The organism is Salegentibacter echinorum (genome assembly GCF_900129445.1).
Lineage (GTDB): Bacteria > Bacteroidota > Bacteroidia > Flavobacteriales > Flavobacteriaceae > Salegentibacter > Salegentibacter echinorum.
This window is the reverse complement of the sequence record NZ_FQVT01000001.1, coordinates 733,553-757,043: the sequence shown is the minus strand read 5'-3', so window position 1 is coordinate 757,043 and position 23,491 is coordinate 733,553. Positions and strand designations below refer to the sequence as shown.

17 protein-coding genes are annotated in these 23,491 nt (G+C 37.1%); 14 read left to right on the top strand and 3 right to left on the bottom strand.

Annotated elements, in window-relative coordinates; genetic code table 11:
- Positions 1-8 precede the first annotated feature (8 nt).
- Together BUA71_RS03405 and BUA71_RS03400 are read right to left on the bottom strand one after the other, a co-directional pair.
- The gene (locus BUA71_RS03405) at positions 9-1,037 is read right to left on the bottom strand and encodes a threonine aldolase family protein (protein ID WP_072876678.1); all 1,029 of its coding nucleotides are present in this window, start codon (positions 1,035-1,037) and stop codon (positions 9-11) included.
- Positions 1,038-1,041: 4 nt separating this feature from the next.
- Positions 1,042-3,459 (bottom strand): zinc-dependent metalloprotease, encoded by a 2,418-nt coding sequence (locus BUA71_RS03400; RefSeq protein WP_072876676.1) that lies wholly within the window; start codon positions 3,457-3,459, stop codon positions 1,042-1,044.
- A 128-nt stretch (positions 3,460-3,587) separates the two neighbouring features.
- On the opposite strand from BUA71_RS03400, the gene prfB reads away from it, so the two are divergent.
- The 5 genes from prfB (at position 3,588) to fumC (ending at position 10,271) form a co-directional block, all read left to right on the top strand.
- Positions 3,588-4,686 (top strand): peptide chain release factor 2 gene (gene prfB / locus BUA71_RS03395; RefSeq protein ID WP_139277053.1). Its coding sequence is split into 2 segments (ribosomal slippage): positions 3,588-3,650 and positions 3,652-4,686, totalling 1,098 coding nucleotides; the frame shifts between segments, so codons are not numbered across the junction.
- Positions 4,687-4,743: 57 nt separating this feature from the next.
- Positions 4,744-5,085, top strand: coding sequence for an arsenate reductase (glutaredoxin) (gene arsC / locus BUA71_RS03390; RefSeq protein ID WP_072876672.1), 342 nt, complete (start codon positions 4,744-4,746; stop codon positions 5,083-5,085).
- A gap of 14 nt (positions 5,086-5,099) precedes the next feature.
- Entirely contained in the window at positions 5,100-5,471 is a 372-nt protein-coding gene (locus BUA71_RS03385) for a hypothetical protein (protein ID WP_072876670.1), read from the top strand.
- A gap of 231 nt (positions 5,472-5,702) precedes the next feature.
- Entirely contained in the window at positions 5,703-8,204 is a 2,502-nt protein-coding gene (locus BUA71_RS03380; RefSeq protein WP_072876668.1) for a TonB-dependent receptor, read from the top strand.
- Between the two features lie 669 nt (positions 8,205-8,873).
- Positions 8,874-10,271, top strand: coding sequence for a class II fumarate hydratase (gene fumC / locus BUA71_RS03375; protein ID WP_072876888.1), 1,398 nt, complete (start codon positions 8,874-8,876; stop codon positions 10,269-10,271).
- A 65-nt stretch (positions 10,272-10,336) separates the two neighbouring features.
- Here the strand turns inward: fumC and ccsA are convergent, their stop codons facing one another.
- Positions 10,337-13,528, bottom strand: coding sequence for a cytochrome c biogenesis protein CcsA (gene ccsA / locus BUA71_RS03370; RefSeq protein WP_083572022.1), 3,192 nt, complete (start codon positions 13,526-13,528; stop codon positions 10,337-10,339).
- A gap of 235 nt (positions 13,529-13,763) precedes the next feature.
- Between ccsA and BUA71_RS03365 the strand changes: the two genes are divergently transcribed.
- From BUA71_RS03365 to BUA71_RS03325, 9 genes are all read left to right on the top strand, one after another.
- A complete protein-coding gene (locus BUA71_RS03365; protein ID WP_072876666.1) occupies positions 13,764-14,525 on the top strand; it encodes a Rossmann-like and DUF2520 domain-containing protein in 762 nt (253 codons plus the stop codon).
- Positions 14,509-15,018: a KdsC family phosphatase gene (locus tag BUA71_RS03360; protein ID WP_072876664.1), complete on the top strand. Its 510-nt coding sequence runs from the start codon at positions 14,509-14,511 to the stop codon at positions 15,016-15,018. The genes BUA71_RS03365 and BUA71_RS03360 overlap by 17 nt, the downstream gene beginning before the upstream one ends.
- A gap of 123 nt (positions 15,019-15,141) precedes the next feature.
- Positions 15,142-15,468 (top strand): DMT family transporter, encoded by a 327-nt coding sequence (locus BUA71_RS03355; protein ID WP_072876662.1) that lies wholly within the window; start codon positions 15,142-15,144, stop codon positions 15,466-15,468.
- Between the two features lie 55 nt (positions 15,469-15,523).
- Positions 15,524-16,435: a geranylgeranylglycerol-phosphate geranylgeranyltransferase gene (locus BUA71_RS03350; protein WP_072876661.1), complete on the top strand. Its 912-nt coding sequence runs from the start codon at positions 15,524-15,526 to the stop codon at positions 16,433-16,435.
- Between the two features lie 3 nt (positions 16,436-16,438).
- Positions 16,439-17,023, top strand: a complete 585-nt coding sequence (locus BUA71_RS03345) for a Maf-like protein (protein ID WP_072876659.1) — start codon at positions 16,439-16,441, stop codon at positions 17,021-17,023.
- A gap of 209 nt (positions 17,024-17,232) precedes the next feature.
- Positions 17,233-17,772: a mechanosensitive ion channel domain-containing protein gene (locus tag BUA71_RS03340; protein WP_072876657.1), complete on the top strand. Its 540-nt coding sequence runs from the start codon at positions 17,233-17,235 to the stop codon at positions 17,770-17,772.
- A gap of 229 nt (positions 17,773-18,001) precedes the next feature.
- The gene (locus tag BUA71_RS03335; protein WP_072876655.1) at positions 18,002-18,970 is read left to right on the top strand and encodes a DUF438 domain-containing protein; all 969 of its coding nucleotides are present in this window, start codon (positions 18,002-18,004) and stop codon (positions 18,968-18,970) included.
- A 171-nt stretch (positions 18,971-19,141) separates the two neighbouring features.
- Positions 19,142-21,631, top strand: a complete 2,490-nt coding sequence (locus BUA71_RS03330) for a PIG-L family deacetylase (protein WP_317040891.1) — start codon at positions 19,142-19,144, stop codon at positions 21,629-21,631.
- 108 nt (positions 21,632-21,739) lie between these two features.
- A complete protein-coding gene (locus BUA71_RS03325) occupies positions 21,740-23,446 on the top strand; it encodes a sodium:solute symporter family protein (RefSeq protein ID WP_072876653.1) in 1,707 nt (568 codons plus the stop codon).
- Positions 23,447-23,491 lie beyond the last annotated feature (45 nt).

Genomic DNA, 23,491 nt, shown 5'->3' with positions numbered 1-23,491 from the left:
CAAATCCATTACAATTTAATTTCCTTAAGCAGCTTTAAAAACTTCTGATGCATTTCTTCGGAATAATCTAAATGGGTAACTATTCTCAATTTTCCCTGCCCCATATTACTAATCCTGATATTCTCCTTTTGCAGCTTTTTCATAAATGCAGCTTCATTTGAAGCATTTTTCAGATAAAAAATAGCAATATTGGTTTCTACGGGTTCTACTTTATCCACATAGGTGGCTGAAGCTAAGGTTTCGGCAATTTCTTTTGCTCTTTTATGGTCTTCGGCCAAACGATCGAATTGATTGTCCAATGCATAAATTCCCGCAGCGGCCATAAAACCAATTTGTCGCATTCCGCCGCCCAAAACTTTACGAATTCTAATGGCGTTTTTCATTAATTTTTTTTCGCCAATAAGCACCGAGCCCATTGGGGTCCCCAAACCTTTAGAAAGACAAACTGAAATAGTGTCAAACAACTTTCCGTAATCTTTTGGGTCTTCATTTTTAGCCACCAACGCATTAAAAAGTCTGGCTCCATCCAAATGCAAACCTAAATTATTGGTGTTGCAAACATTCCTTACTTTCTTTATTTCTTCTAAATCGTAACAGGCGCCACCTCCTTTATTGGTGGTATTTTCCAAACATACCAAAGTAGTTAACGGACTGTGGTAAAAATCAGGTGGATTGATATTTTCTTCCACCTGCGCTGCGGTGATCATTCCGCGGTCGCCATCTACCAACTTGCAGGAAACCCCGCTATTAAAAGAAACGCCGCCACCTTCATAATTAAAAACATGCGCCCATTTATCGCAAATAAGCTGTTCCCCCGGTTGGGTATGCAATTTAATCGCTGCCTGGTTGGCCATACTTCCGGTAGGAAAAAATAATGCTTCGTCCATCCCGAACATCTTTGCCAGTTTTTCTTCCAAAGCATTTACGGTAGGATCTTCTTTATATACATCGTCGCCAACTTCGGCGCTCATTATCGCTTTTAACATGCCGCTGGTTGGGCGGGTTACCGTATCGCTTCTTAAATCTATTTCTTTCATAAAATTATTTTGTCATATTCATCCCTTGACACCTAAAACTCCCAATAGGGCTGCCATCGGGGATTTTTGGGACGTTTAATTTGGTTTTATATTCTTCGGGGTTTTTCCTGTAATTTTCAATTTCCCTAAACATTTGCTGGTGCATTGCCCCGTCTTTATTGCTTAACCAATCTCTTAACTCATCGATTTTAAAGTTTGTTACCGCCTTCACTTTTGCGGTCGCCGATTCGGTTTCGGCCAGTTCTATCAGTTGTAACAAAACCTGATAATTCACCGCTTGTTGCACTTCATCTACATAAGTGTCACGCTGCGATTTTTTAATGGTTTCGTTAATTAATTCATCCAAAACTTCTTCAGCCCCCAATTGTTTTTTATCCAGTGCTTTTTGCTGCACCAACCTGGCCATTCTTTGGGGGTGTAATAATAAGGACAAGGATAAATTTGCAGAAGTTACTGGTGCGCTCAAAGCATCGAACGCCACGCCGGTATTACTTTTAAAAGATTCCCGGCTTCGGTTAAAGCCAAAAGCCCGTGGTGGAAACAGTGCTAACTTTTCCTTCGGAATAGCTATTTCTTCAGCATCTAAAGTTTTTAGAATTGAATTTAGCGCATTTTCCTGCATTTTTGCATCGGCTCGCTCCCAAAGCTTATTATTTCCGCCTTTAACGGCATAGTTATAATCGAGTCCGCCAATAATTTTTACCGCGGCTTCTACCTGGTAGCGGTGTAAGAAATAAAGGGGCACAAAAACGTCTTCTAAAACAGAATAAGCCTCATTTGTGCGAATATTATCTTTAGAAAAATTATCGATTCCAATTTTTCTGATTTTCAATATTTTTTCCAATTCTTCAGTAGCATTTTCCCCGTTATCCCATAAATGCGCATTAATATGGGCGCCACCTTGTGCCCGCGCATCGCTATCTGAAATAAATTGAAGTCCGGCCTCCTGCGCATCTTCTAATACCGAATTCAGGAATTCCCTTTCCGAAGTATTTTTGGGAATATCGGCATAAGAATATTTCACGGTTACTTTATCCCAATCGCCAATCCCAGTATCGTAGGCATTTTCAATACTTATTTCATCATTTTCTAAGTTGAATTGTGGGTGCGGATAATCCATAACCGAGGCATTATCATTTACACTGGCGGCAAAATTATGGGCAAAACCTATGGTATGCCCAACTTCGTGAGCCGAAAGCTGACGAATCCTGGCAACCGCCATTTCCATCATTTCCCGGTGGTTTTTATCATTTTCGGCAAATGGTTTATTCATTAAAGACTGGGCAATCATAAAATCCTGACGAATCCTTAAACTTCCCAAACTTACGTGGCCTTTAATAATTTCGCCGGTTCTGGGATCTACTACGCTGGCACCATAACTCCAACCGCGGGTAGAACGGTGTACCCATTGTATCATATTGTACCGCGTATCTAAAGGATCGGCGTCTTCCGGCAACATTTTTACCTGAAACGCATTTTTATAACCTATTTCTTCAAAAGCTTCATCCCACCAGCGGGCACCTTCCAACAAAGCTGACTTTACCGGCTCTGGGGTTCCGGGGTCCAGATAATAAATAATTGGTTCTTCGGCCGCGCTAATTTCGGCATCCGGATTCTTCTTTTTTAAGCGGTGGCGAATGGCAAACTTCTTTTCTATAGGTTCATAAACCGGTGTAGAATAATCTAAGTAGGAAATAGAAATTGCGCCACTGCGAGGGTCAAATAGCCGTTTTCCGTAATTATCATCGGGTAATTTTACAAAAGAATGATGCTGAATTACACTTAGTTTCTTGGCATTGGGCGCCACGCTGTACAAAGCCCTGCCATTAGGCTCCCCTTCAAAAGTGAGTAAAGCCTCAAATTCTACATTTTCAGGAAAAGCTTTGGTACGCTCTAAAGCTAAAGCGCTTTTGGATTTATCGAGTTTATAAGTTCCGTAACTGCCTTTTTTGAGCCGCCCGGCAACATCGTGGGCATCTTCCATTAAAAATGGCGTGAAATCTATTACATAAACCGAATCTTTTTCTTCCTTGATTTCAAAACCATAAATAACCGATTTAGCAAAAGCCTGTCGTACACTTTGTTTTTCCAATATATTGTCGGTTTCGGCCCTGTATTTTTGGTTGGGCTGCACCAATAATAATTTATTCCCCGCTTTTTGAAATTTTACGACAGCTTCATTCCCAAGCTGGCCACGATCCAAACCAATATCGTTAGACCCAAGTCCACTGGTTAAGAAATGTACATATAAAAATTCAGTATCTAACTTATCAACTTCCAGGTAAATTTCATCTTTTTCTTCATTATAATGAAAATTGAAAAAACCTTTATATTCTTTAAGATTTTCTTTTTCTGAAAGAAATTGTGCGGTTGTTGGAACTGAGAAACTGACAAACAGGAGAATAAGTAAAAATCGATTCATTGAAGTCATTTTTTTGAAAGTTTAAAACTATAAAAATATAGTTAAATACTTTCCTGGCGCGGTCTTAAATTCTATTTTTACTCTTTAAAATGAAGGCAGTATCTGCCAATTCAAAAAAAAATGAAAATATGATCACATCAGAATATATCAAAGATCTTAGAGAGCGCCTTGGTGCGTTAAGGGGGTATCTTTGACATTGATTCCAAGAAAATAGAAATAGCCAATCAAGAAGAAAAAACTTTTGCTCCAAATTTTTGGGATGATCCAAAAAAGGCCGAAGTCATTATGCGCGATCTAAATGCCGAAAAGCAATGGGTAAGCGAATTTGAAAAAGCTGAAACTCTGGTAGAAGACCTGGAGGTGCTTCAGGAGTTCTATAAAGAAGGAGAAGCCACCGAAGCCGAAGTAAAAGAAAAGATGGTGCAGCCGCTTCAGCTTATAGAGGATTTGGAGTTCAAAAACATGCTTTCTGAAGAAGGGGACAAATTAAGTGCAGTATTGCAAATTACGGCAGGGGCCGGTGGTACAGAAAGTTGCGACTGGGCAGAAATGCTTATGCGAATGTACTTAATGTGGGCAGAAAAACGTAATTTCAAAATTAAGGAACTCAATTACCAATCTGGTGATGTTGCAGGTGTTAAAACAGTGACCCTTGAGATTGAAGGAGAATATGCTTTTGGCTGGTTAAAAGGTGAAAATGGCGTGCATAGATTAGTACGTATTTCGCCTTTTGACAGTAATGCAAAAAGACATACCTCATTCGTTTCGGTTTATGTTTATCCGCTGGCCGATGAGTCAATTGAAATTGATATTGATCCTTCAGATATTTCCTGGGAAACGATGCGTTCTTCGGGTGCGGGAGGTCAAAATGTAAATAAGGTTGAAACCGCGGTTCGCTTGCGCCACGCTCCTACCGGTATCGTTGTAGAGAATTCTGAAACCCGGTCTCAATTGGAGAACAAAACCAAGGCGATGCAACTTTTAAAAAGTCAGTTGTATGAAATTGAACTTCAGAAGCAACAAGAGCAACGCCGGGAGATTGAAGACTCAAAAATGAAGATTGAGTGGGGCTCGCAAATACGCAATTATGTGATGCATCCTTATAAATTAGTGAAAGATGTAAGGACCGGCGAAGAAACCGGGAATGTAGATTCGGTTATGGACGGGGATATTGATGTATTTTTAAAATCATTTTTAATGATGATGGGACAAAAACAGGAAGACTAATGCTATTAGGATTTCCATTTTAATTTTGTATTTTATACTGCTAAAAACCAAAAAACAATGATTACTGTTTATCACAACGCCAGATGCAAAAAATCTCGAGAAGGTTTAGAATTAGTAAAAAATTCAGGAAAAGAATATAAAGTTAGAGAATATTTGAAAGACCCTCTTTCTGAAACTGAATTGGAAGAGATTCTTGAAAAATTAAGCTTTGCTCCTATTCAATTAGTTCGTACTAAAGAAAAACTTTGGAAAGATGAATACAAGAACAAAGACCTTAGTGATAAGGAATTGGTGAGTGTGATGCAAAGCAACCCAAAATTAATTGAAAGACCCATTGTAGCAACTAAAGACAAAGCAGTGGTAGGCAGGCCAGAAAGTAAAATTGAAGAACTATTATAGTAAACCAGCGAACAATGAAAACTCAACAAAAAATTGCAATAATCGGTGCTGCGAGCTTTTTAGTAGCAGGTTTTGTATTTTCTAAAATATATATCAACAAAAATAGTAGAGAAGAACTGCTTGAAATCGCAGAGGAATTAGCACTTCTATGGAAAAATAGACTTGAATTAGATTTGTACCAAACCTCCAAAATGGAAGATTTAATCATCGAATTTACACTAAAGAAAAACGCTATCATCAACTCTAAGACTTTAAGTGAAGATGAAATCATTTACAGGTTAAAGTCTATTCAGAAAGCAGAACATAAAAAACTTAAGAGCTTTATGAGTGAACCTCAATTTGTAAAGTATTTAGAATTGAATAAAAAGATATCTCAAGAGGTTTAATCCCGGGGTGATTACCCAGGATTTTGTTCCCCGGGTCTTGCCTTAAAATAAGAGATTTTTTCAAAATCATAACTCGTATCCTTGAATTGAGGTTATTAATTTAAAAATACTTATCTTCTGAAAATCAGGCAATAAAATGATGAATATCGAGAAAACTCACATTTTACGCATGTTTTAGCTATTTTTAATTAAACCATTTTAAAAATTGACGGTCAAAGAATAAAAATTCTTATGACCACCAAAATTTACAAGCCGCTTATATTAGCGTTTTTTCTTTTAATTAACCTGCTGGTTTATCCACAATCGGCAAATGAAACTTTTGAGATCTCGGGGAAAGTAATGGACGATGAACTTGAGGTTCCATTAGAGTATGCCACCGTTTCTATAGTAAACACCAATAATCCTCAGGATGTTACCGGTGGTGTAACCAACGGAAAAGGTATTTTTAAAATTAACGTTTCTCCCGGCACCTACAATATTGTAGTGGAGTTTATATCTTATGAATCTAAGAAATTCAATAATCGCACGATTAGTTCAGATTTAAACTTAGGCACCATAGAATTAGGTTTAAGTTCAGATAACCTGGATGAGGTAATTGTAACCGCCGAGACTACCCAGGTTAGTATTCAGCTGGATAAAAAAGTATATAATATTGGAAAGGATCTAACCACAGCCGGAGGGACTGTAAGTGATGCGCTTAGTAATGTACCGTCTGTAAATGTAGATATAGATGGTGCTATAAGCTTGCGCGGTAATGAAAATGTAAGAATCCTTATCAACGGAAAACCGTCTGCAATGGCAGGATTTGGAGATACCAATGTGCTAAATCAACTTCCTGCCGATGCTATTGAAAGGGTTGAGGTAATCACCTCTCCTTCGGCCAGGTATGATGCCGAAGGTACTGCGGGTATCCTTAATATTATTTTGCGACAAAAAGAAACGCTCGGTTTTAATGGTTCTTTAACCTTAAACGGCGGAACCCCCGCAAATGCCGGTGTTTCGGCAAACGTGAATTATAGAACCGAAAAATTCAACCTGTTTAATACTACAAGTTTCAGGTATTTTGATGCCCCCGGTGGTGGATATTTCGACACTAAATATTTTGAAAATAGTGGTGTGCAGTTTGACCGTATTTATGAAGACAGAGATATAGACCGAGTTAATAGAAATTTTAATACTAACCTGGGAATGGAATATTTTCTTACTGAACAATCTTCCATTACCGGTACTATTTTCTATCGTACTGGGGAAGATGAAGATCTAACCACCAATAAAACCACCAATTATTTAGGTGATGAAGAAGCCCTGGGAACAACACGTAGGGAAAAAGAAAAGGAAAATGACAACAGCTGGCAATTCGCATTAAATTACATTAACAATTTTAATGATGAAGGTCATAAACTTACTGCCGACTTTCAATTTGAAACCGATAAAGAAACCAAAATAACCAATATTAATGAGGAAATCGATTTTAATAATATTGCAGATGAGGATTTTGAGTATCCATTATTTGGTGAGTTAATTAATACTACTGAAGACCAGAAAGAATATTTAATCCAGGCCGATTACGTGTTACCAATTGGTGAAAGCTCGCAATTTGAAGCCGGATATCGCGGAAATTTCGAAAATAAATTTACCGATTATGAACTTTTTCAAGAGAATGTTGAAACCGGTGACCTGGAGTTAAACACGCAGCTTACCAATGTTTTTGATTATACTGAAAATGTACACGCACTTTATTCACAATATGGAAGTAAATTCGGAATGTTTTCTTTTTTACTTGGTTTAAGATTAGAAAATACAAATCTAAAAGGTGATATAGATAGTGAACTTACCGATGCAGAATTAGAAGAAGCTTTTGGTTTTCCTATTGAAACTAATTTTGACGATGATTACTTAGGTCTCTTCCCTACTGTGAATCTTACTTTTGAGCTTGGTGAAAAAGAAAATATCACCCTGGGGTACAACCGTAGGATCAATAGGCCTCGAAGCTGGTTTATAAATCCTTTTCCTTCCAGAAGTAGTAATAATAACGTATTTCAGGGAAACCCTAATTTAAAACCCGCTTATTCCAATGCTTTTGACATTGGTTATTTAAAACGCTGGAAAACATTAACCTTAACATCTTCGGTATATTACCAGCACGAAACAGATTCATTTGAGCGTATAGAGGAAAGTGTGGAAGGCTCTAGTGTAATTAGAACTTTACCGGTAAACCTGGCCGAAAATAAAAGAACAGGAGCCGAACTTGGCGTACTTTATAATCCAACAGATTGGCTTAGATTGAATACCAGCGTGAATTTCTTTCAATTTAAAACAGAAGGGGATTTTAATGAGAAAAGCTACGATGCAGAAAGTACCAGCTGGTTTGCCCGCTTTAGTTCTAAAGTAAGCTTACCCGCAAAGATAGATTGGCAAACCAACGCATTTTATAGAGGTGCAGCAGAAGGCGTGCAAGGCGACAGAGAAGGTTATCTTTCTTTAGACCTGGCTTTGAGTAAAGATATATTTAATGACAATGCTACAATTTCAGTAAACGTGAGAGATGTATTGGATTCCAGAAAAAGAGAATCTTTAACTACAACAAATACTTACGAACGTTTTACCGAATTTCAATGGAGAAAAGGACAAAATTTTAATATTTCCCTCATCTATCGATTCAATCAACAAAAACATGAACAACGCAAAAGTAGAGAAGGTGACGATATGGATGGAGAAGGTTTTGAAGGATAATCTGCTAAACATTCATATAATTTAACCGAGCCTAAATCTCTTACAAGAGTTGCTTTAAGACCTTATAGTTTCGTCCCATTAATTACCGGGAGTTATACGAAATTGTGAGGTCTTATTGTTTTTATGCATAAAGAGATGGAAATAAACAAACCAGGGAGATATCCACGAGATTTTATAAAAAAATATTATTTATATTTTCAGATATACAGATGATCACCGGGATGAATATTTATTACAAGGTAAAGCAATCTAGATAGGTTTCATCTGCATTCCAAATACAAAAAGCAAGGCATAAAAAAAGGGACATTAACTGTCCCTTTTTCTATAATTTTTTCTTCTTTCGCTCTTCCTTCTTTTCCTGGAAAAATTCTTTTAGAGAACCTCCAATCCAATAGGGCAATAAGGCAAATAAGAAAATCATTAGCCAGAATCCCATTGTAAGAATAAACAGGAAAGCTAAAAAACCGAGATATTGGTCGAATTCGAACATAACTTTCAGAAATTTTTAGAATACTTCAAAGATATAAAGTCTGGGCGGCTTTTCACAATTAATTTTAAAAAAATATTATTATGAGAAGCCAGAGTCCTATTGGAATTAAATTTAGGCTAAACAATGCATTAAAGAAGCAACTTACTTGTAAATTTGTGATTCAACTAATCTTATATTTTATGGACTATAGAATCGAAAAAGATACGATTGGAGATGTAAAGGTTCCTGCAGATAAATTGTGGGGAGCACAAACCGAACGTTCACGGAACAATTTTAAAATAGGGCCTGCGGCCAGTATGCCCTTAGAAATCGTTTATGGCTTTGCTTATCTCAAGAAAGCTGCAGCTTACACCAACTGTGAGCTGGAAGTTCTTTCAGAAGAAAAACGGGATCAAATTGCAAAAGTTTGTGACGAAATTTTGGAAGGAAAGCACGATGCCGAGTTTCCACTGGTAATTTGGCAAACGGGAAGCGGTACCCAAAGCAATATGAATGTGAATGAGGTAATCGCCAATAGAGCACATCAGTTGGCTGGAAAAAAACTGGGAGAAGGAGAAAAAACCCTGCAACCCAACGACGATGTCAACAAGTCACAATCCTCAAATGACACCTTCCCTACCGGAATGCATATTGCGGCTTATCAAAAAATTACGGAAGTAACACTTCCCGGCATAAAAAAATTACGAGATACATTACAGGACAAATCAGAGGAATTTAAGGAAGTAGTAAAGATAGGACGAACGCACTTTATGGATGCGACTCCTCTAACCCTGGGACAGGAATTTAGTGGGTATGTCGCACAATTAAACCACGGGATAAAAGCGCTGGAAAACACACTACCACATCTTGCCGAACTAGCGCTTGGTGGTACCGCCGTAGGAACCGGGCTTAACACTCCAAAAGGTTATGCCGAAAAAGTAGCAGGTTACATTGCTAAATTCACCGACTTACCATTTATTTCGGCCAAAAATAAATTTGAGGCTTTAGCTGCTCACGACGCATTTGTAGAAACTCACGGAGCTTTAAAACAGCTGGCTGTAGCTTTAAACAAAATTGGAAATGATATTAGGATGCTATCTTCAGGACCAAGAAGTGGTATTGGAGAGATCAATATTCCGGCAAATGAGCCAGGTTCTTCTATTATGCCCGGGAAAGTGAACCCTACTCAATGTGAAGCACTAACTATGGTTTGTGCCCAGGTTATGGGTAATGATGTAGCTATTGGCGTTGGTGGAATGCAGGGACAATTTGAGCTAAATGTATTTAAGCCGGTTATGGCAGCAAATTTATTGCAAAGCGCCCAGCTTCTTGGCGACGCCTGTGATTCATTTGATGAAAATTGCGCCCGCGGAATTGAACCAAACACTCAACGTATTAAAGAGCTGGTAAATAATTCCCTTATGTTGGTAACCGCTTTAAACACCAAAATTGGTTATTACAAAGCTGCCGAAATCGCGAATGAAGCGCATAAGAATGGTACTACACTTAAAGAAGCTGCCGTTAAATTAGGACACCTCACAGAAGATCAATTTGACGAATGGGTACAGCCTAAAGAGATGGTCGGCGAGATTCAATAATCTTCTTAATTAGTATAAAAATAAAAAGGCTGCACTTAAAAATGCAGCCTTTTCTATTTTAAAACTTAGGACTTTCTATTTTTTATCTTTTTCTTCTTTGGCTTCATATAAAACTTTTTATAACGCCAGTAAGAAATTGCTCCTAGAATTGCAACAGCTACAACCGAGTAGTACACAAATGTAGGTGTAATCACCTTTTCTCCACTCGCGTAAGAATGTAAGCCGGCCAGGTAGAAATTAACCCCAAAATAAGTCATCACGATACTCGCAAAAGAAACAATAGCCATTAAGTTAAAGAACCAACGGCCTCGCAAACCGGGTACTAATCTCATATGAATCACAAAAGCATAAACCATAATACTAATTAACGCCCAGGTTTCTTTAGGGTCCCATCCCCAATAGCGTCCCCAGCTCTCATTTGCCCATTGGCCACCCAAAAAGTTTCCAATAGTAAGCATCACCAGGCCAACCGTAAGCGCCATTTCTGTAATAATAGTAATCTCTTTTATATTGAGATCCATTTTCTTCTTGTTAGCTTTTGTTGTAAAAATCATTAATAACAAAGCAACAACCCCCAAAATCATTCCCAGGGTAAATGGCCCGTAGCTACCTACAATTACCGAAACGTGAATCATTAACCAATAAGAGTCCAGCACCGGTTGTAAGTTGGCAATGGCAGGATCCATCCAGTTCCAATGCGCAATCATCAGGATCATAGAAGTTACAAAAGCCGTAGAAGCGATTGTTAAACTACTCTTTCTACCAAATGCAAGACCAAAAAACATCGTAGCCCAGGCCACATAAATCATGGACTCATAAGCATCACTCCAGGGGGCATGACCAGAGATATACCACCGGGCGATTAAGCCCAGGGTATGCACCACAAAAAGTACCAGTACTATGATACCACTTATATTTACAAGCCATTTTGTGAGCTTATTTTCTTTAAAAATCCTTACAATCACAAATACCAACATTCCCAGGCCTGCAACCATATACATCCAAAACAGGTTTCGGAAAACGTCGTATTTATTATAAGTGATTTCTGCATTAATTTTTTCTTCGGAAGGCATCACTTCTTCTCCAAATTTCTTCTGAAAACCTTTTATACTTTCCAGAAATTCATTGGCCCGGGCATAATCACCGGTTTTATTGGCTTCCTGAAGCGAACTCATGTACAACGGCAATATCTGTTTGGTGTACACCGAGTCCATACCCTTAAAATTCCCTTCATCTAATTCTGGAAAAGACAACCACTTATTATTATCGTCCCCGGGAATTGGAAAGATTCGAAGTATTTTGCCTTCTAAAGCACGATACATAAGATTTACCTTTTTATCGGTATTGATAAAATCTTTCTGAAATTGATTGGGTACCGCGGCCTGATAGGCTTTTTCAAGATATGGAGAGAGCTTATAATTACCTTTTTTATCAAAAAAACTGGCTAAAGTAAGATATTTCTCCCCTTCGTTAACATTTAAAATATGGTGTAAACTATCATTGTGTTTCTCTACCTTAATAATAGGTACGTTGTACCAAATCATAGGGTTTTGAGTTAAAGAAACCAATATTTGATCTGAACTTAAACCTTCATAAGTATCAGATTTACTTATTTTTCTCAATAATTCTGACGAATACGTATTTGCAGGCTTCATTCGCCCACTAGCATCTTGAATTACCAGCTTACCAAATTTAGCTGCGTGTTCCTTGCTTATGGCATTACTTTTAATTATAGAATCTACCTGTTTTTTAGCTGAAGCAGCATGTTGATGAGATTCATCTGGCGTTTGAGCGAACATAGAACCGGCTGCCATAAAGAAGACCAGTACCATACTTAATTTTTTCTTTTTATCCTTCACTTTCTCCAACCTTCTCTTAAGATCTCCAAAACGTGAACCTTTATCAAATAAAATTAACATGAGCCCCAGGTAAAGTAAAGTATAACCAATATATGTAATCCAGGTTCCCCAAAAATCGTGGTTTACAGAAAGTATGGTTCCTTTTTCATCTGGCATAAAGCTGGCCTGGAAAAACCTAAAGCCCTTATGGTCTAAAACGTGATTCATATAAATTTCATAAGGCACGTTCTCCTTTCCTTCTTCTACAATTTCTACTTTACTCTTAAATGAGGAGTAACTATTTTCTGTCCCGGGATACTTATCGGCGATAAAATCATTTAATTTTAGGGCGAAGGGCAATTCTATTTTTTTGCTTCCGTAGTTTAAGTAAAATTCCAATCCTGCCAGTTCTAATTTTTGCGGCTGGCTATCAATTCCCTGTCCCCCCATTAGGGTGATGGTTTTAGACTCCCCTTCCGAAGAAACTTTTAAGGTTAAAGCATCGCTTTGTCCATCTGCTTTTTCTGGCGTTTTTATTACGTCATATTTTCCTTTAACGATGGGCTCTGGGAATACAAACTGCATCTCCCCAATATTATAAAGTGAACGCAACATTAGATTTTGGGTAGAATCCTGTACCAACGCTCCTTTTTTCTGGTCGGCCATTCGCATATAATCTCCTTCAAAAGGAGAATTTATCGTGTATTCACCACTGGCTTCATCATAATTAATATTAATGGCGCCTTCTGTAGGCTTATTTAATGCAAATAAAACGTTATGAATATTTTGAACTTCGCCTTCTTTTATGTAATGATCATGACGGTCTCCCCCACCTGCTTCTACCAGCTTAAGGTGATTTTCACCATCTTCGGCTGGTACTAATTCTTCTTTCGCACCATAGATGAAATTGGTGGCTTCAATTTTTACAGGCTGTCCATTATAATCGGTGTTCAACTCGTAGTCATTCTCAGTTTCCGTCGCAAACAATACAGGCTCCTGTAACACTCTCCTGCGCGGCTCACCCTCAATTTCTCCATCAATAAAAACGGTTACAAATGTTTTTTGGGATAGCATAACATTTGTAGTCTCTCCCTCCCTAATAGGCATTGCTCCTTCATAACTAATATAACGGGTAATAAAAGCGCCTACTAGAATAAGAATAAAAGAGAGGTGAAGTAAAAGTGAAGACCATTTTTCGCGTTTATGTAGATTATATCTTTTAATATTTCCTAAAAAATTAATCACAAAAAACACCATGATTGCCTCAAACCACCAGGCTTCATAAATGAGAACTCTTGCCGTTTCTATACTATACCAACTTTCTATGAATGTTCCAAATGCCATGGCAATGGCGAATACTATAAACAAAACTGCCATGATACGGGTAGAAAATATGACAGAAGCTATTTTATTTTGCATTGAAGTAAAACTTTTGTGCCCATTTTAAAGATAAATCCCTTTGAATTTAATTCTCGAGAGCTGAAATTTAAACAAAGCACTTTGCTTATTATTTAACACTTCTCCTCTTTTAAAATGAGGTTAATTTACGGCGGCAAATTTAAGGAAAATTAACGATCTGGGAGGCTTAAAAACGCTTCTTTATATTACCAAAACGTTAATTTTAAAGGCCGGAAAAAATTAATAATTTAGCGGCATGGTAAAAGTTGTAATTTTAGGCACGGGAAACCTCGCGACAAACTTGTTTAAAGCTTGTAAAACGGCTAAAAACATAACAGTCGTTCAGGTTTATAATCATCATAATCAAAGCCTTAAAGCATTTGAAGAGTTTACCGAAGTTACTACAAATCTCAACGACCTTAAAACCGCCAACTTTTATATTCTGGCTTTAAAGGATGATATTATCCCAGGAATAGCAAAAAAAATCAATACTAAAAGTGGTATAGTGCTACATACTTCGGGAGCCATGCATATAAACGCCTTAGATAAAAACGAAAATTTTGGGGTATTTTATCCTTTGCAAACCTTTTCTAAAGAAAAAGCGGTCAATTTTACCGAAATCCCAATTTGTATTGAAGCAAATTCCGAAGAAAATTTAGATCAAATTAAAGATTTTGCTTTAAAATTATCTCAAGACGTTCGGGAAATTGATTCTACCCAGCGTAAAGCTTTGCATCTTGCCGCGGTGTTTGTGAATAACTTTAGCAATCATTTATATGACCTTGGAGATGAAATTTGCCGGGAACATCAGGTTGATTTTAGCATTTTGCAAGCTCTAATTAAAGAAACGGCCTCTAAAGTTGAAACTTTGTCTCCTAGAGAAGCTCAAACCGGTCCATCAGTGCGCGCAGATACGGCTACAATGCATTCACATTTGGAACTTTTAACAGGACATAAAAAGAAAATATACACGCTTCTAAGCGACTCAATTCAGAAATTACATGGAAAAAAACTTTAAAGAAGAACTCAACCAAATCAATACTTTTGTATTTGATGTGGACGGCGTGCTTACCGATGGTACTATTCAAATTAGCACAGATGGTCAATTACTGCGCACAATGAATATTAAGGACGGCTACGCGTTAAAAGCTGCTAAAGATGCGGGGTACACAGTGTGCATAATTTCTGGCGGAAATAATGAAGGTGTTAGAAAACGACTTCGGGACCTGGGAATTAATGATATATACCTGGGCATTCAGGATAAAGTTACCCAAATGGACGAATTTTTTGATATTTATGAAATCAAAGCTAATGAGGTTCTATATATGGGAGACGATATTCCAGACTATTATCCTATGAAATTAGTGGGTTTACCTTGCTGTCCCCAGGACGCCGTAGCCGAAGTTAAGGAAATATCTAAATATGTTTCTCATAAAAAAGGCGGAAAAGGCTGTGTTAGGGATATTATCGAGCAAGTAATGAAAGTGCAGGGAAAATGGATTGAAAAATAAGTTGGCAGTTGCAGATTTTAGTAAGTTAAATGCTTCCTGAAATAACAATCTGAACCTCTAAAAGTATTTTCACAATACCTCGCGGGGGTGCCCGGAGGTATTTTTTAATTCTAAAAATAAATAATGAACTGGTTTTTACTCATTTTAGGAGGACTTTTTGAAGTAGGTTTTGCTTTTTGTTTGGGAAAGGCAAAAGTCTCTTCTGGTAATACGACAGCGATGTGGTTGGCAGGATTTTTAATATCGTTAAGTATAAGCATGTTTTTACTCTACAAAGCAACCCAAACACTACCCATTGGAACAGCTTATGCAGTTTGGACGGGAATAGGAGCGGTTGGAACGGTATTATTGGGGATTTTTATTTTTAAAGAACCGGTTCACTTTTGGCGCATCTTTTTTTTAAGTACGCTTATAATCTCTATAATCGGTTTAAAATTTGTTTCTGAATAATGCTTTATAATACAACTATCCGCATTCATTTTGCAGCTTCTCAACCTAAAAGAATATGATATCATTTTTAAAATTAGTAAGATGGCCTAACCTGGCATTTATAATTTTAAGCCTTGTTTTAATAAAATTTTCATTCTTTGAAAAATTTGAAGCTTTTATAAGCCTTAATACTTTCGGCTATAGTCTGCTTATTTTAGCAACCGTTTGTATTGCAGCATCTGGTTATGTTATTAATGATATTTATGATGTAGCGTCCGATAAGATCAACAAACCCAACAAGCTTATAATAGGACATTACATTTCAGAAAAAAGAGCTTACAATTCATTTATTATTTTAAATATCATTGGGGTAGGATTGGGATTTTATCTTGCCAATATTCTTGGTAAACCGGTATTTGTATCAGTGTTTATTTTTTCCTCGGCTATCTTGTACCTTTATGCGAGTTACTTAAAACAAATTCCAATTTTAGGTAATATACTAATTAGTTTCCTGGTAGCCCTGGTTATTCTATTACCGGCAATATTTGACCTGTATCCGGCTATAACAAGACAAAACAAAGACTTGCAGGCCCTACTTTTTTCCATTTTAAAAGATTATGCGATTTTTGCTTTCCTAATTACTTTTCTACGGGAAATGGTTAAAGATCAAGAAGATGTGAATGGAGATTATAACGCTAATATTAAAACCCTACCAATTTTACTTGGACATAAGCTTACCAATAAAATTATTTTTATGATTGGCGTAGTTCCAATTATTGCCATAGTTTATTATATCTATACTTATATCTTTCAAAATACATTTTTAGTAATTTACACCTTGCTTTTTATTTTAGCTCCCCTACTCTATTTTCAGGTTAAAATTTGGGAAGCTAAAAGAAAAAAAGACTATTCACATTTAAGTTTTATTCTTAAAATCATCCTATTTTTCGGATTAATATCCATAGGATTCTATCAATACATTCTATAAATTATGCTGAAAGACCTTCTAAAAGACAAAGAGATTATTTTAGCCTCCGGTTCTCCAAGACGTCATCAATTTTTTAAAGACCTGGATATAGCTTTTAAAATAGACGTGCGCTCTGTAAAGGAAGCATATCCAAAAGATTTAAAAAAGGAAGGAATTACAGATTTTCTTGCGAAGCTAAAGGCAGAAGCATTTCAGGATGAACTAAAAAAGAATCAAATCCTAATTACCAGTGATACCATTGTTTACCATAATGAAAAGGCCCTGGGAAAACCAAAGTCTAAAGCTGAAGCTAAGGCTATGTTAGCTTCCCTTTCGGGACAATCGCATAGTGTTTTCACCTCGGTTTGTTTCACTACAAATAATCAGCAAACAACAGTAAATGATGAAACTAAGGTTACTTTTAAAGAACTTAACCAGGCTGAAATTGATTACTATGTAGAAAATTTTAAGCCTTTGGACAAAGCCGGTGGTTATGCCATACAGGAGTGGATTGGTTTAATTGGAATTACAAAAATTGAAGGAAGTTATTTTAATGTGGTGGGATTACCTACCCAGTTGGTGTACAAAACGCTAATTAAGATCGCATAAATTATTAAAATATATCTGGAAAAAGCAATCTAAGAACAAACAATAACCTAAACCTAAGATTGCGAGGTATGCTTCCGAAAAAAAATCTTTTATTACGAGATCCCGGGGAATTAAATCTTTGATTAACGCCCTTCGATTAAAATTAATATATTAATTTTTGAAACCTAGTTTGTTTAAAAAGTACCTTTGCAAAAATATTATTTCAAAAAATGTACGAAGTTTTTTCACTATATAAAACCGAAATTTCCTATACGGTAATTACGGTTTTCGCATTATTAGTAATACAGTTTTTACTTAAAAAAGCTGCCCATCGCGTGGGAAAACGTAGCGAAATTAATTTTACACGTACTCGTTTAATTTTTAAGTATATTAATATTCTTATTTTAATCCTTGCATTCTTTTCCCTTTCCCTGGCGTGGGGAATGGATCTTACTGATATTTCCCTTATTTTTTCTTCTGTATTTGCGGTAATTGGAGTGGCACTTTTTGCCATCTGGTCTATTTTGAGCAATATTACCTCGGGGATTATTTTATTCTTTTCTTTTCCATATAAAATTGGCGATAAAATTAAGATTCACGACAAAGATATCCCTATTGAAGCTATTATTGAAGATATAAAGGCTTTCCACCTACATTTAAGGACTTTAGACGGAGAGTTAATTACTTATCCGAATAACCTTATCCTTCAAAAAGCAGTTTCCCTTGTAGAAAAAGACGCTCGTTTGGATGAAGGTAAAAGCAGTCTTTAAAATATTAAAATTTGAGTTTTTGTCTCCTTGGGCGGAGTCGAAAGATTAACAAAAACATTTCGACTCCGCTCGATGTGACATTTAATCTGCAACTGTCACAAAAGCGTTTAATCAGTAAATATTTTCCTGCAAAAACACTACAAAAAAAGTAAAAACCTCATTTCCAAATTGTGATTAGAGTCATAACTTAGTGCCTTTCTCTGTCTTTACTTTGTCAAAAATAAAGAAGATGAATGCAAGTATAGATATTAGGACCCTTCCGGAAGGACATCCGGTAAAAATTTACTTTAAAGAGAAAGAACTTATTCAACTACTGCTGGGTGAACTGGAAGAAACCAATCCGGTTGAGGAAACCCAGAAATATTACAATATTTTCAACCAATTACAAAGCATTGAAAGGCGTTTTGAACGAAAAGAGAACCAATTATTCCCGTTTCTGGAGCAAAAGGGATGGAATGGACCCAGCCAGGGTATGTGGTCTTTTCACGATAATCTAAGGGAGCAATTTAAATTACTTCGGAAAAAGATATCAAAGGAGGAATTTAAAGAAGTTACGGCTGATGCCAAATTCTTAACCAGCGGGATTTATCGTTTGCTCCTGATAGAAGAAGATGTACTATTTCCCAAAGCCCTGGAAATACTTTCAGAAAAAGACTGGATAGAGGTACGTAAAGGAGAAGAGGAAATTGGATGGATGCTAACTGAAACTCCCGCTGCTTTTCCAAAGGAGGAGGAATACATTCATCCGAGCCAGGATACTACCAAAAGGGATCTTAGCTTTAGTCTGGAAAACACTTCACATTATGATGAAGGTTACATGAGCGTAGAACAGGTAAACCTGCTTTTAAAAACCATGCCTTTAGACATAACTTATGTTGATGAGAATGATAAAGTAATCTTCTACAACCGGGGAGAGGAAAGAGTTTTCCCCCGAAGTGCAGGTATTATTGGCCGAGAGGTAAAGTTTTGTCATCCGCCAAAAAGTGTGGGAACGGTACTAAAAATCCTGGAAGAATTCAGAAAGGGTACTAAAAATGAGGCTTCATTCTGGATCAACTTTAAAGATCGGCTTATTTATATACGTTATTTTGCTGTAAGGGATGCCGAAAAGAAATACAGAGGAGTTATAGAAATGTCGCAGGATATCACCGATATTAAAAAAATAGAAGGAGAAAACCGGTTACTGGATTGGGAATAATAATCAGATAAATTCATTGAGAATTATGAATAAGACAGGTTAAGTTTTTATATTTGGTTTCCAGAGAGTTTGTTTATTATTTACCAATCAGGTTTTCCAGACATTTCCACTATCCATGGGAATTTAAAAGGAGTCAGTTTAAACAAGTTCTTATTTAAATATGACTTAACGATGATGCGCAAACTATGTAGTTTATTTTTCTGTTTTTTTCTTCTGAATTCTTATGCCCAGGCGCCGAAAAAATTAAATTCTGCTGAAATATTTCAGGAAATAAAAAAACTTAACTTCCTTGGTAGCGTTTTATATGTTGGTGCCCATCCAGATGACGAAAACACCCAACTTATCTCCTATTTTTCAAATGAGGTACACGCGAGAACGGCTTATCTTTCCCTCACTCGCGGCGACGGGGGGCAAAATCTAATTGGCCCACAATTAAGGGAACAATTGGGAATGATTAGAACGCAGGAGCTACTTGCAGCAAGAGAAGTAGATGGCGGAGAGCAATTTTTTACTCGCGCTAATGATTTTGGTTATTCAAAAAACCCGAAGGAAACATTAGAAATTTGGGATAAAGAAAAAGTTTTAAGTGATGTGGTTTGGATTGTTAGAAATTTTAAACCCGATGTGATTATTAACCGGTTTGATCATAGAACGCCCGGTAGCACGCACGGTCATCATACTGCATCTGCAATGCTAAGTATGGAAGCTTTTGATGCCGCAGCTAATAAAAACCGATTTTCAGATCAATTAAAACTTGTAGATACCTTTCAACCAAAACGGCTTTACTTTAATACTTCTTACTGGTTCTACGGAAGCCAGGAAAATTTTGAAAAAGCCGATAAATCACAATTTATAAGTTTTGACAGCGGCGTTTACTTTCCACTTCGCGGACTCTCAAATCCAGAAATTTCATCAATAAGTAGAAGTCAGCATCAATCCCAGGGATTTGGTAGCACGGGATCTCGTGGGAAAGAATTGGAATACATAGAGCCTATTAAAGGAGCGTTTACAGATGCTAAAAATCTCTTTGCAGGTATTGATACCACCTGGAACCGCACAGAAAACGGCGCCAAAATTGGTGAAATTCTTAATGAGGTTGAAAGAAATTATGACTTTCAAAATCCCGCTGCCAGCCTTCCGCAGTTAATCAACGCTTATAATTTAATAAGGGAATTACCCAATGAAAATTGGCGAAATATCAAAACCAAACAAATCAAGGAAATTATCTATGCCAGTGCCGGTTTGTTTTTAGAAGCTACTGCTGCCCAACCATCTGTTGCACCATCAGAGAATTTAAAAGTCTCTCTGGAAGCGATAAACCGTAGTGAATTTCCCATAAAATTAGCTAAAGTAAGCCTAAGCCCGAATAATGCTGAAATCCTTCCAGCTGTCAATCTTGTTAATAACAAGGATTGGCAGGAAGAAATGAGTTTCACAATTCCAAAAAACACTAATTTTACTTCTCCATATTGGTTAAGGGAAGAAGCCAGCAACGGAATGTATAAAGTAGAAAACCAAAAACTTATTGGCCTGCCAGAAACACCCCTAACCAGCATTGCTACCTTTTATCTCGATTTCGATGGAACCGCTGTAACGTTTAAAAAACCAATCGTTTACAAATTCAATAATCCTGTTTACGGTGAGACCTATCAGCCATTTGAAATTATACCGGCTGTTTCCCTGGCTTTCGATAATAAAATGATCATTTTTGAAGATTCAGCCTCAAAAAATGTTTCAGTTAAAGTCACTTCAGGGAAAGCAAATGTGCAGGGACAATTAAGCCTTTCAGCTAAAAATGGATGGGAAATCACTCCGGAAACTCATAATTTTCAGCTTCAGGAAAAAGGAAGCTCCGTAAAATTAAATTTTAAAGTAAGTCCGCCGCAAGAACAACAGGAAACTTATATTACTCCAATTGCCAGGGTGAACGGCGAAAAATTTTCAGAAGAATTAATATCCATTGACTATAAACATATTCCGAAGCAAAATTTGGTAAAACCGGCGAAGTTAAAAGTTGCCAGGCTTGAAATTGAAAAGAAAGGAAAACTAATTGGTTATATTGAAGGTGCCGGCGATGTAGTACCAGAAAGCCTTGAACAAATTGGATATCAAGTAACGAAGCTAGATGCAAACAGTATTACTGAAGCTTCGCTCAAAAAATATGATGCTGTGGTTTTGGGAATTAGAGCTTACAACACGGTGAATGCTTTAAAATATAAACATCAAGTACTTTTCGATTATGTAAAGAACGGCGGAAACCTCATAACACAGTACAATACCAATCGCGGCCTGGTTACCGAGAATATTGCACCATTGCCGCTTAAAATATCACGAGATCGCGTTACCGATGAAAACGCAGAAATTAAATTCCTGGCACCGGAAAATCCAATTCTAAACACGCCCAATAAAATTACCAAAAAGGATTTTGAAAACTGGGTGCAGGAACGCGGACTTTACTTTCCAGATTCCTGGGGAGAAGCATTTACACCGGTTTTATCCATGCACGATGCCGGTGAATCCCCAAAAAATGGAAGTTTACTTGTCGCAAATTATGGCCAAGGATATTTTATTTATACCGGGATAAGTTTCTTTAGACAGTTTCCCGCGGGAGTACCCGGCGCGTACCGGCTTTTTGCCAATATGATTTCAATAGGAAAATAATGGAAAAACACGAAAAATTTGTTTGGAAGAAATCCTATAGCCTGGTGCTCTTAGCCAATGCCGCTTATATTATTTTGTTTTATATTATAATGACCCTATTCTCCTAATATGCAATTAATAGATTGGATTATTCTCCTTGGTACGCTCACTTTTATTGTGGCCTACGGCGTTTATAAAACGCGAAATAACAGCACCGCCAGAGATTATATTGGAGGGGGAAATAAAACGCGATGGTGGACTATTGGCCTATCTACCATGGCGACCCAGGCAAGTGCAATTACGTTTCTTTCTACCCCGGGACAGGCTTTTCACGACGGGATGGGCTTTGTGCAATTTTATTTAGGTCTTCCCATAGCCATGGTGGTTATTTGCTTGTTTTTTATTCCAATTTATCGCAAATTAAATGTGTACACCGCCTACGAATATCTGGAATCCAGGTTTGACAGAAAAACCAGAACTTTAACGGCTATCCTATTTTTAATTCAGCGTGGGCTGGCGGCGGGACTTACCATTTTTGCCCCGGCTATCATCCTTTCGGCTGTTTTAGGGTGGCACTTAACCGGCCTCACCGTTTTAATTGGTTCTTTGGTTATAATTTATACCGTTTCTGGTGGAACGGAAGCCGTGAGCGTTACCCACAAACAACAAATGGCAGTAATTTTAACCGGGATGTTTGCCGCCTTTTTTATCATATTAAGTTATTTACCCGAGAATATTAATTTTAATAATGCTTTAGAAATTGCCGGTGCCAGCGGAAAAATGGAAATTCTTGATTTCTCTTTCGATTTTGAAAATCGTTATACTTTTTGGAGTGGTATTATTGGTGGTGGATTTTTAGCCCTCTCCTATTTTGGTACAGATCAAAGCCAGGTACAACGTTATTTAGGCGGAAGATCTGTGAAAGAAAGCAGAATGGGTATGATTATGAACGGGATGCTAAAAGTGCCGCTTCAATTTTTTATTTTACTGGTTGGGGTAATGGTTTTTGTCTTTTATCAATTTAATGATGCTCCGCTAAACTTTAATCCTGCCGCTACCGAAACAGTTTTAAATTCGGAATATGGCCGGCAGTATGAAGACCTTATGGTCCAGCACGACGAAATTCAGCAGAAAAAACAAAATTTAAATCTGAAGTTTGCCGGTAATACCAATTTTTCTTCAGCTGAAATTACAAATTTTCAGCAGGAAATAGAGAAATTAAATGCTTCAGAAACGCAAACCCGTAAAGCAGCACGCGAACTGATAGATGCTTCTGATGAAGATGCCGAAAGCAACGATAAAGATTATGTATTCATACATTTTATCCTGAATAATTTACCACGTGGCTTAATTGGTTTACTGCTGGCAGTGATCCTCTCGGCGGCGATGTCTTCTACGGCGTCAGAGCTTAATGCGCTTTCTTCCACAACCTCTATAGATCTGTACAAAAGAAGTCAAAAGACCGAAAAATCTGATGAACACTATGTAAAAGCCTCCAAATGGTTTACCTTATTATGGGGAGCTATCGCGATAGCTTTTGCGAGTGTCGCAAGTTTATTTGATAACCTTATTCAACTGGTAAATATTATTGGCTCTATTTTCTACGGAAATGTCCTGGGCATATTCTTGCTCGCATTTTTTATAAAAATAGTAAATAGCAATTCCGTTTTTATTGCTGCCATAATTACACAAATTATTATAATTATTATTTATAAAATGGATGTTTTGCCTTATTTATGGCTCAACCTCGTGGGCTGCTTCCTGGTAATCGCACTTGCGTTATTATTGGAATTATTTATTAAAACACCGACCCATAAAATAAAGAAAAGCACTTAACCGGTTTAGACTGAAGTTTTAACTGGTACTCATAAACTTTAAATA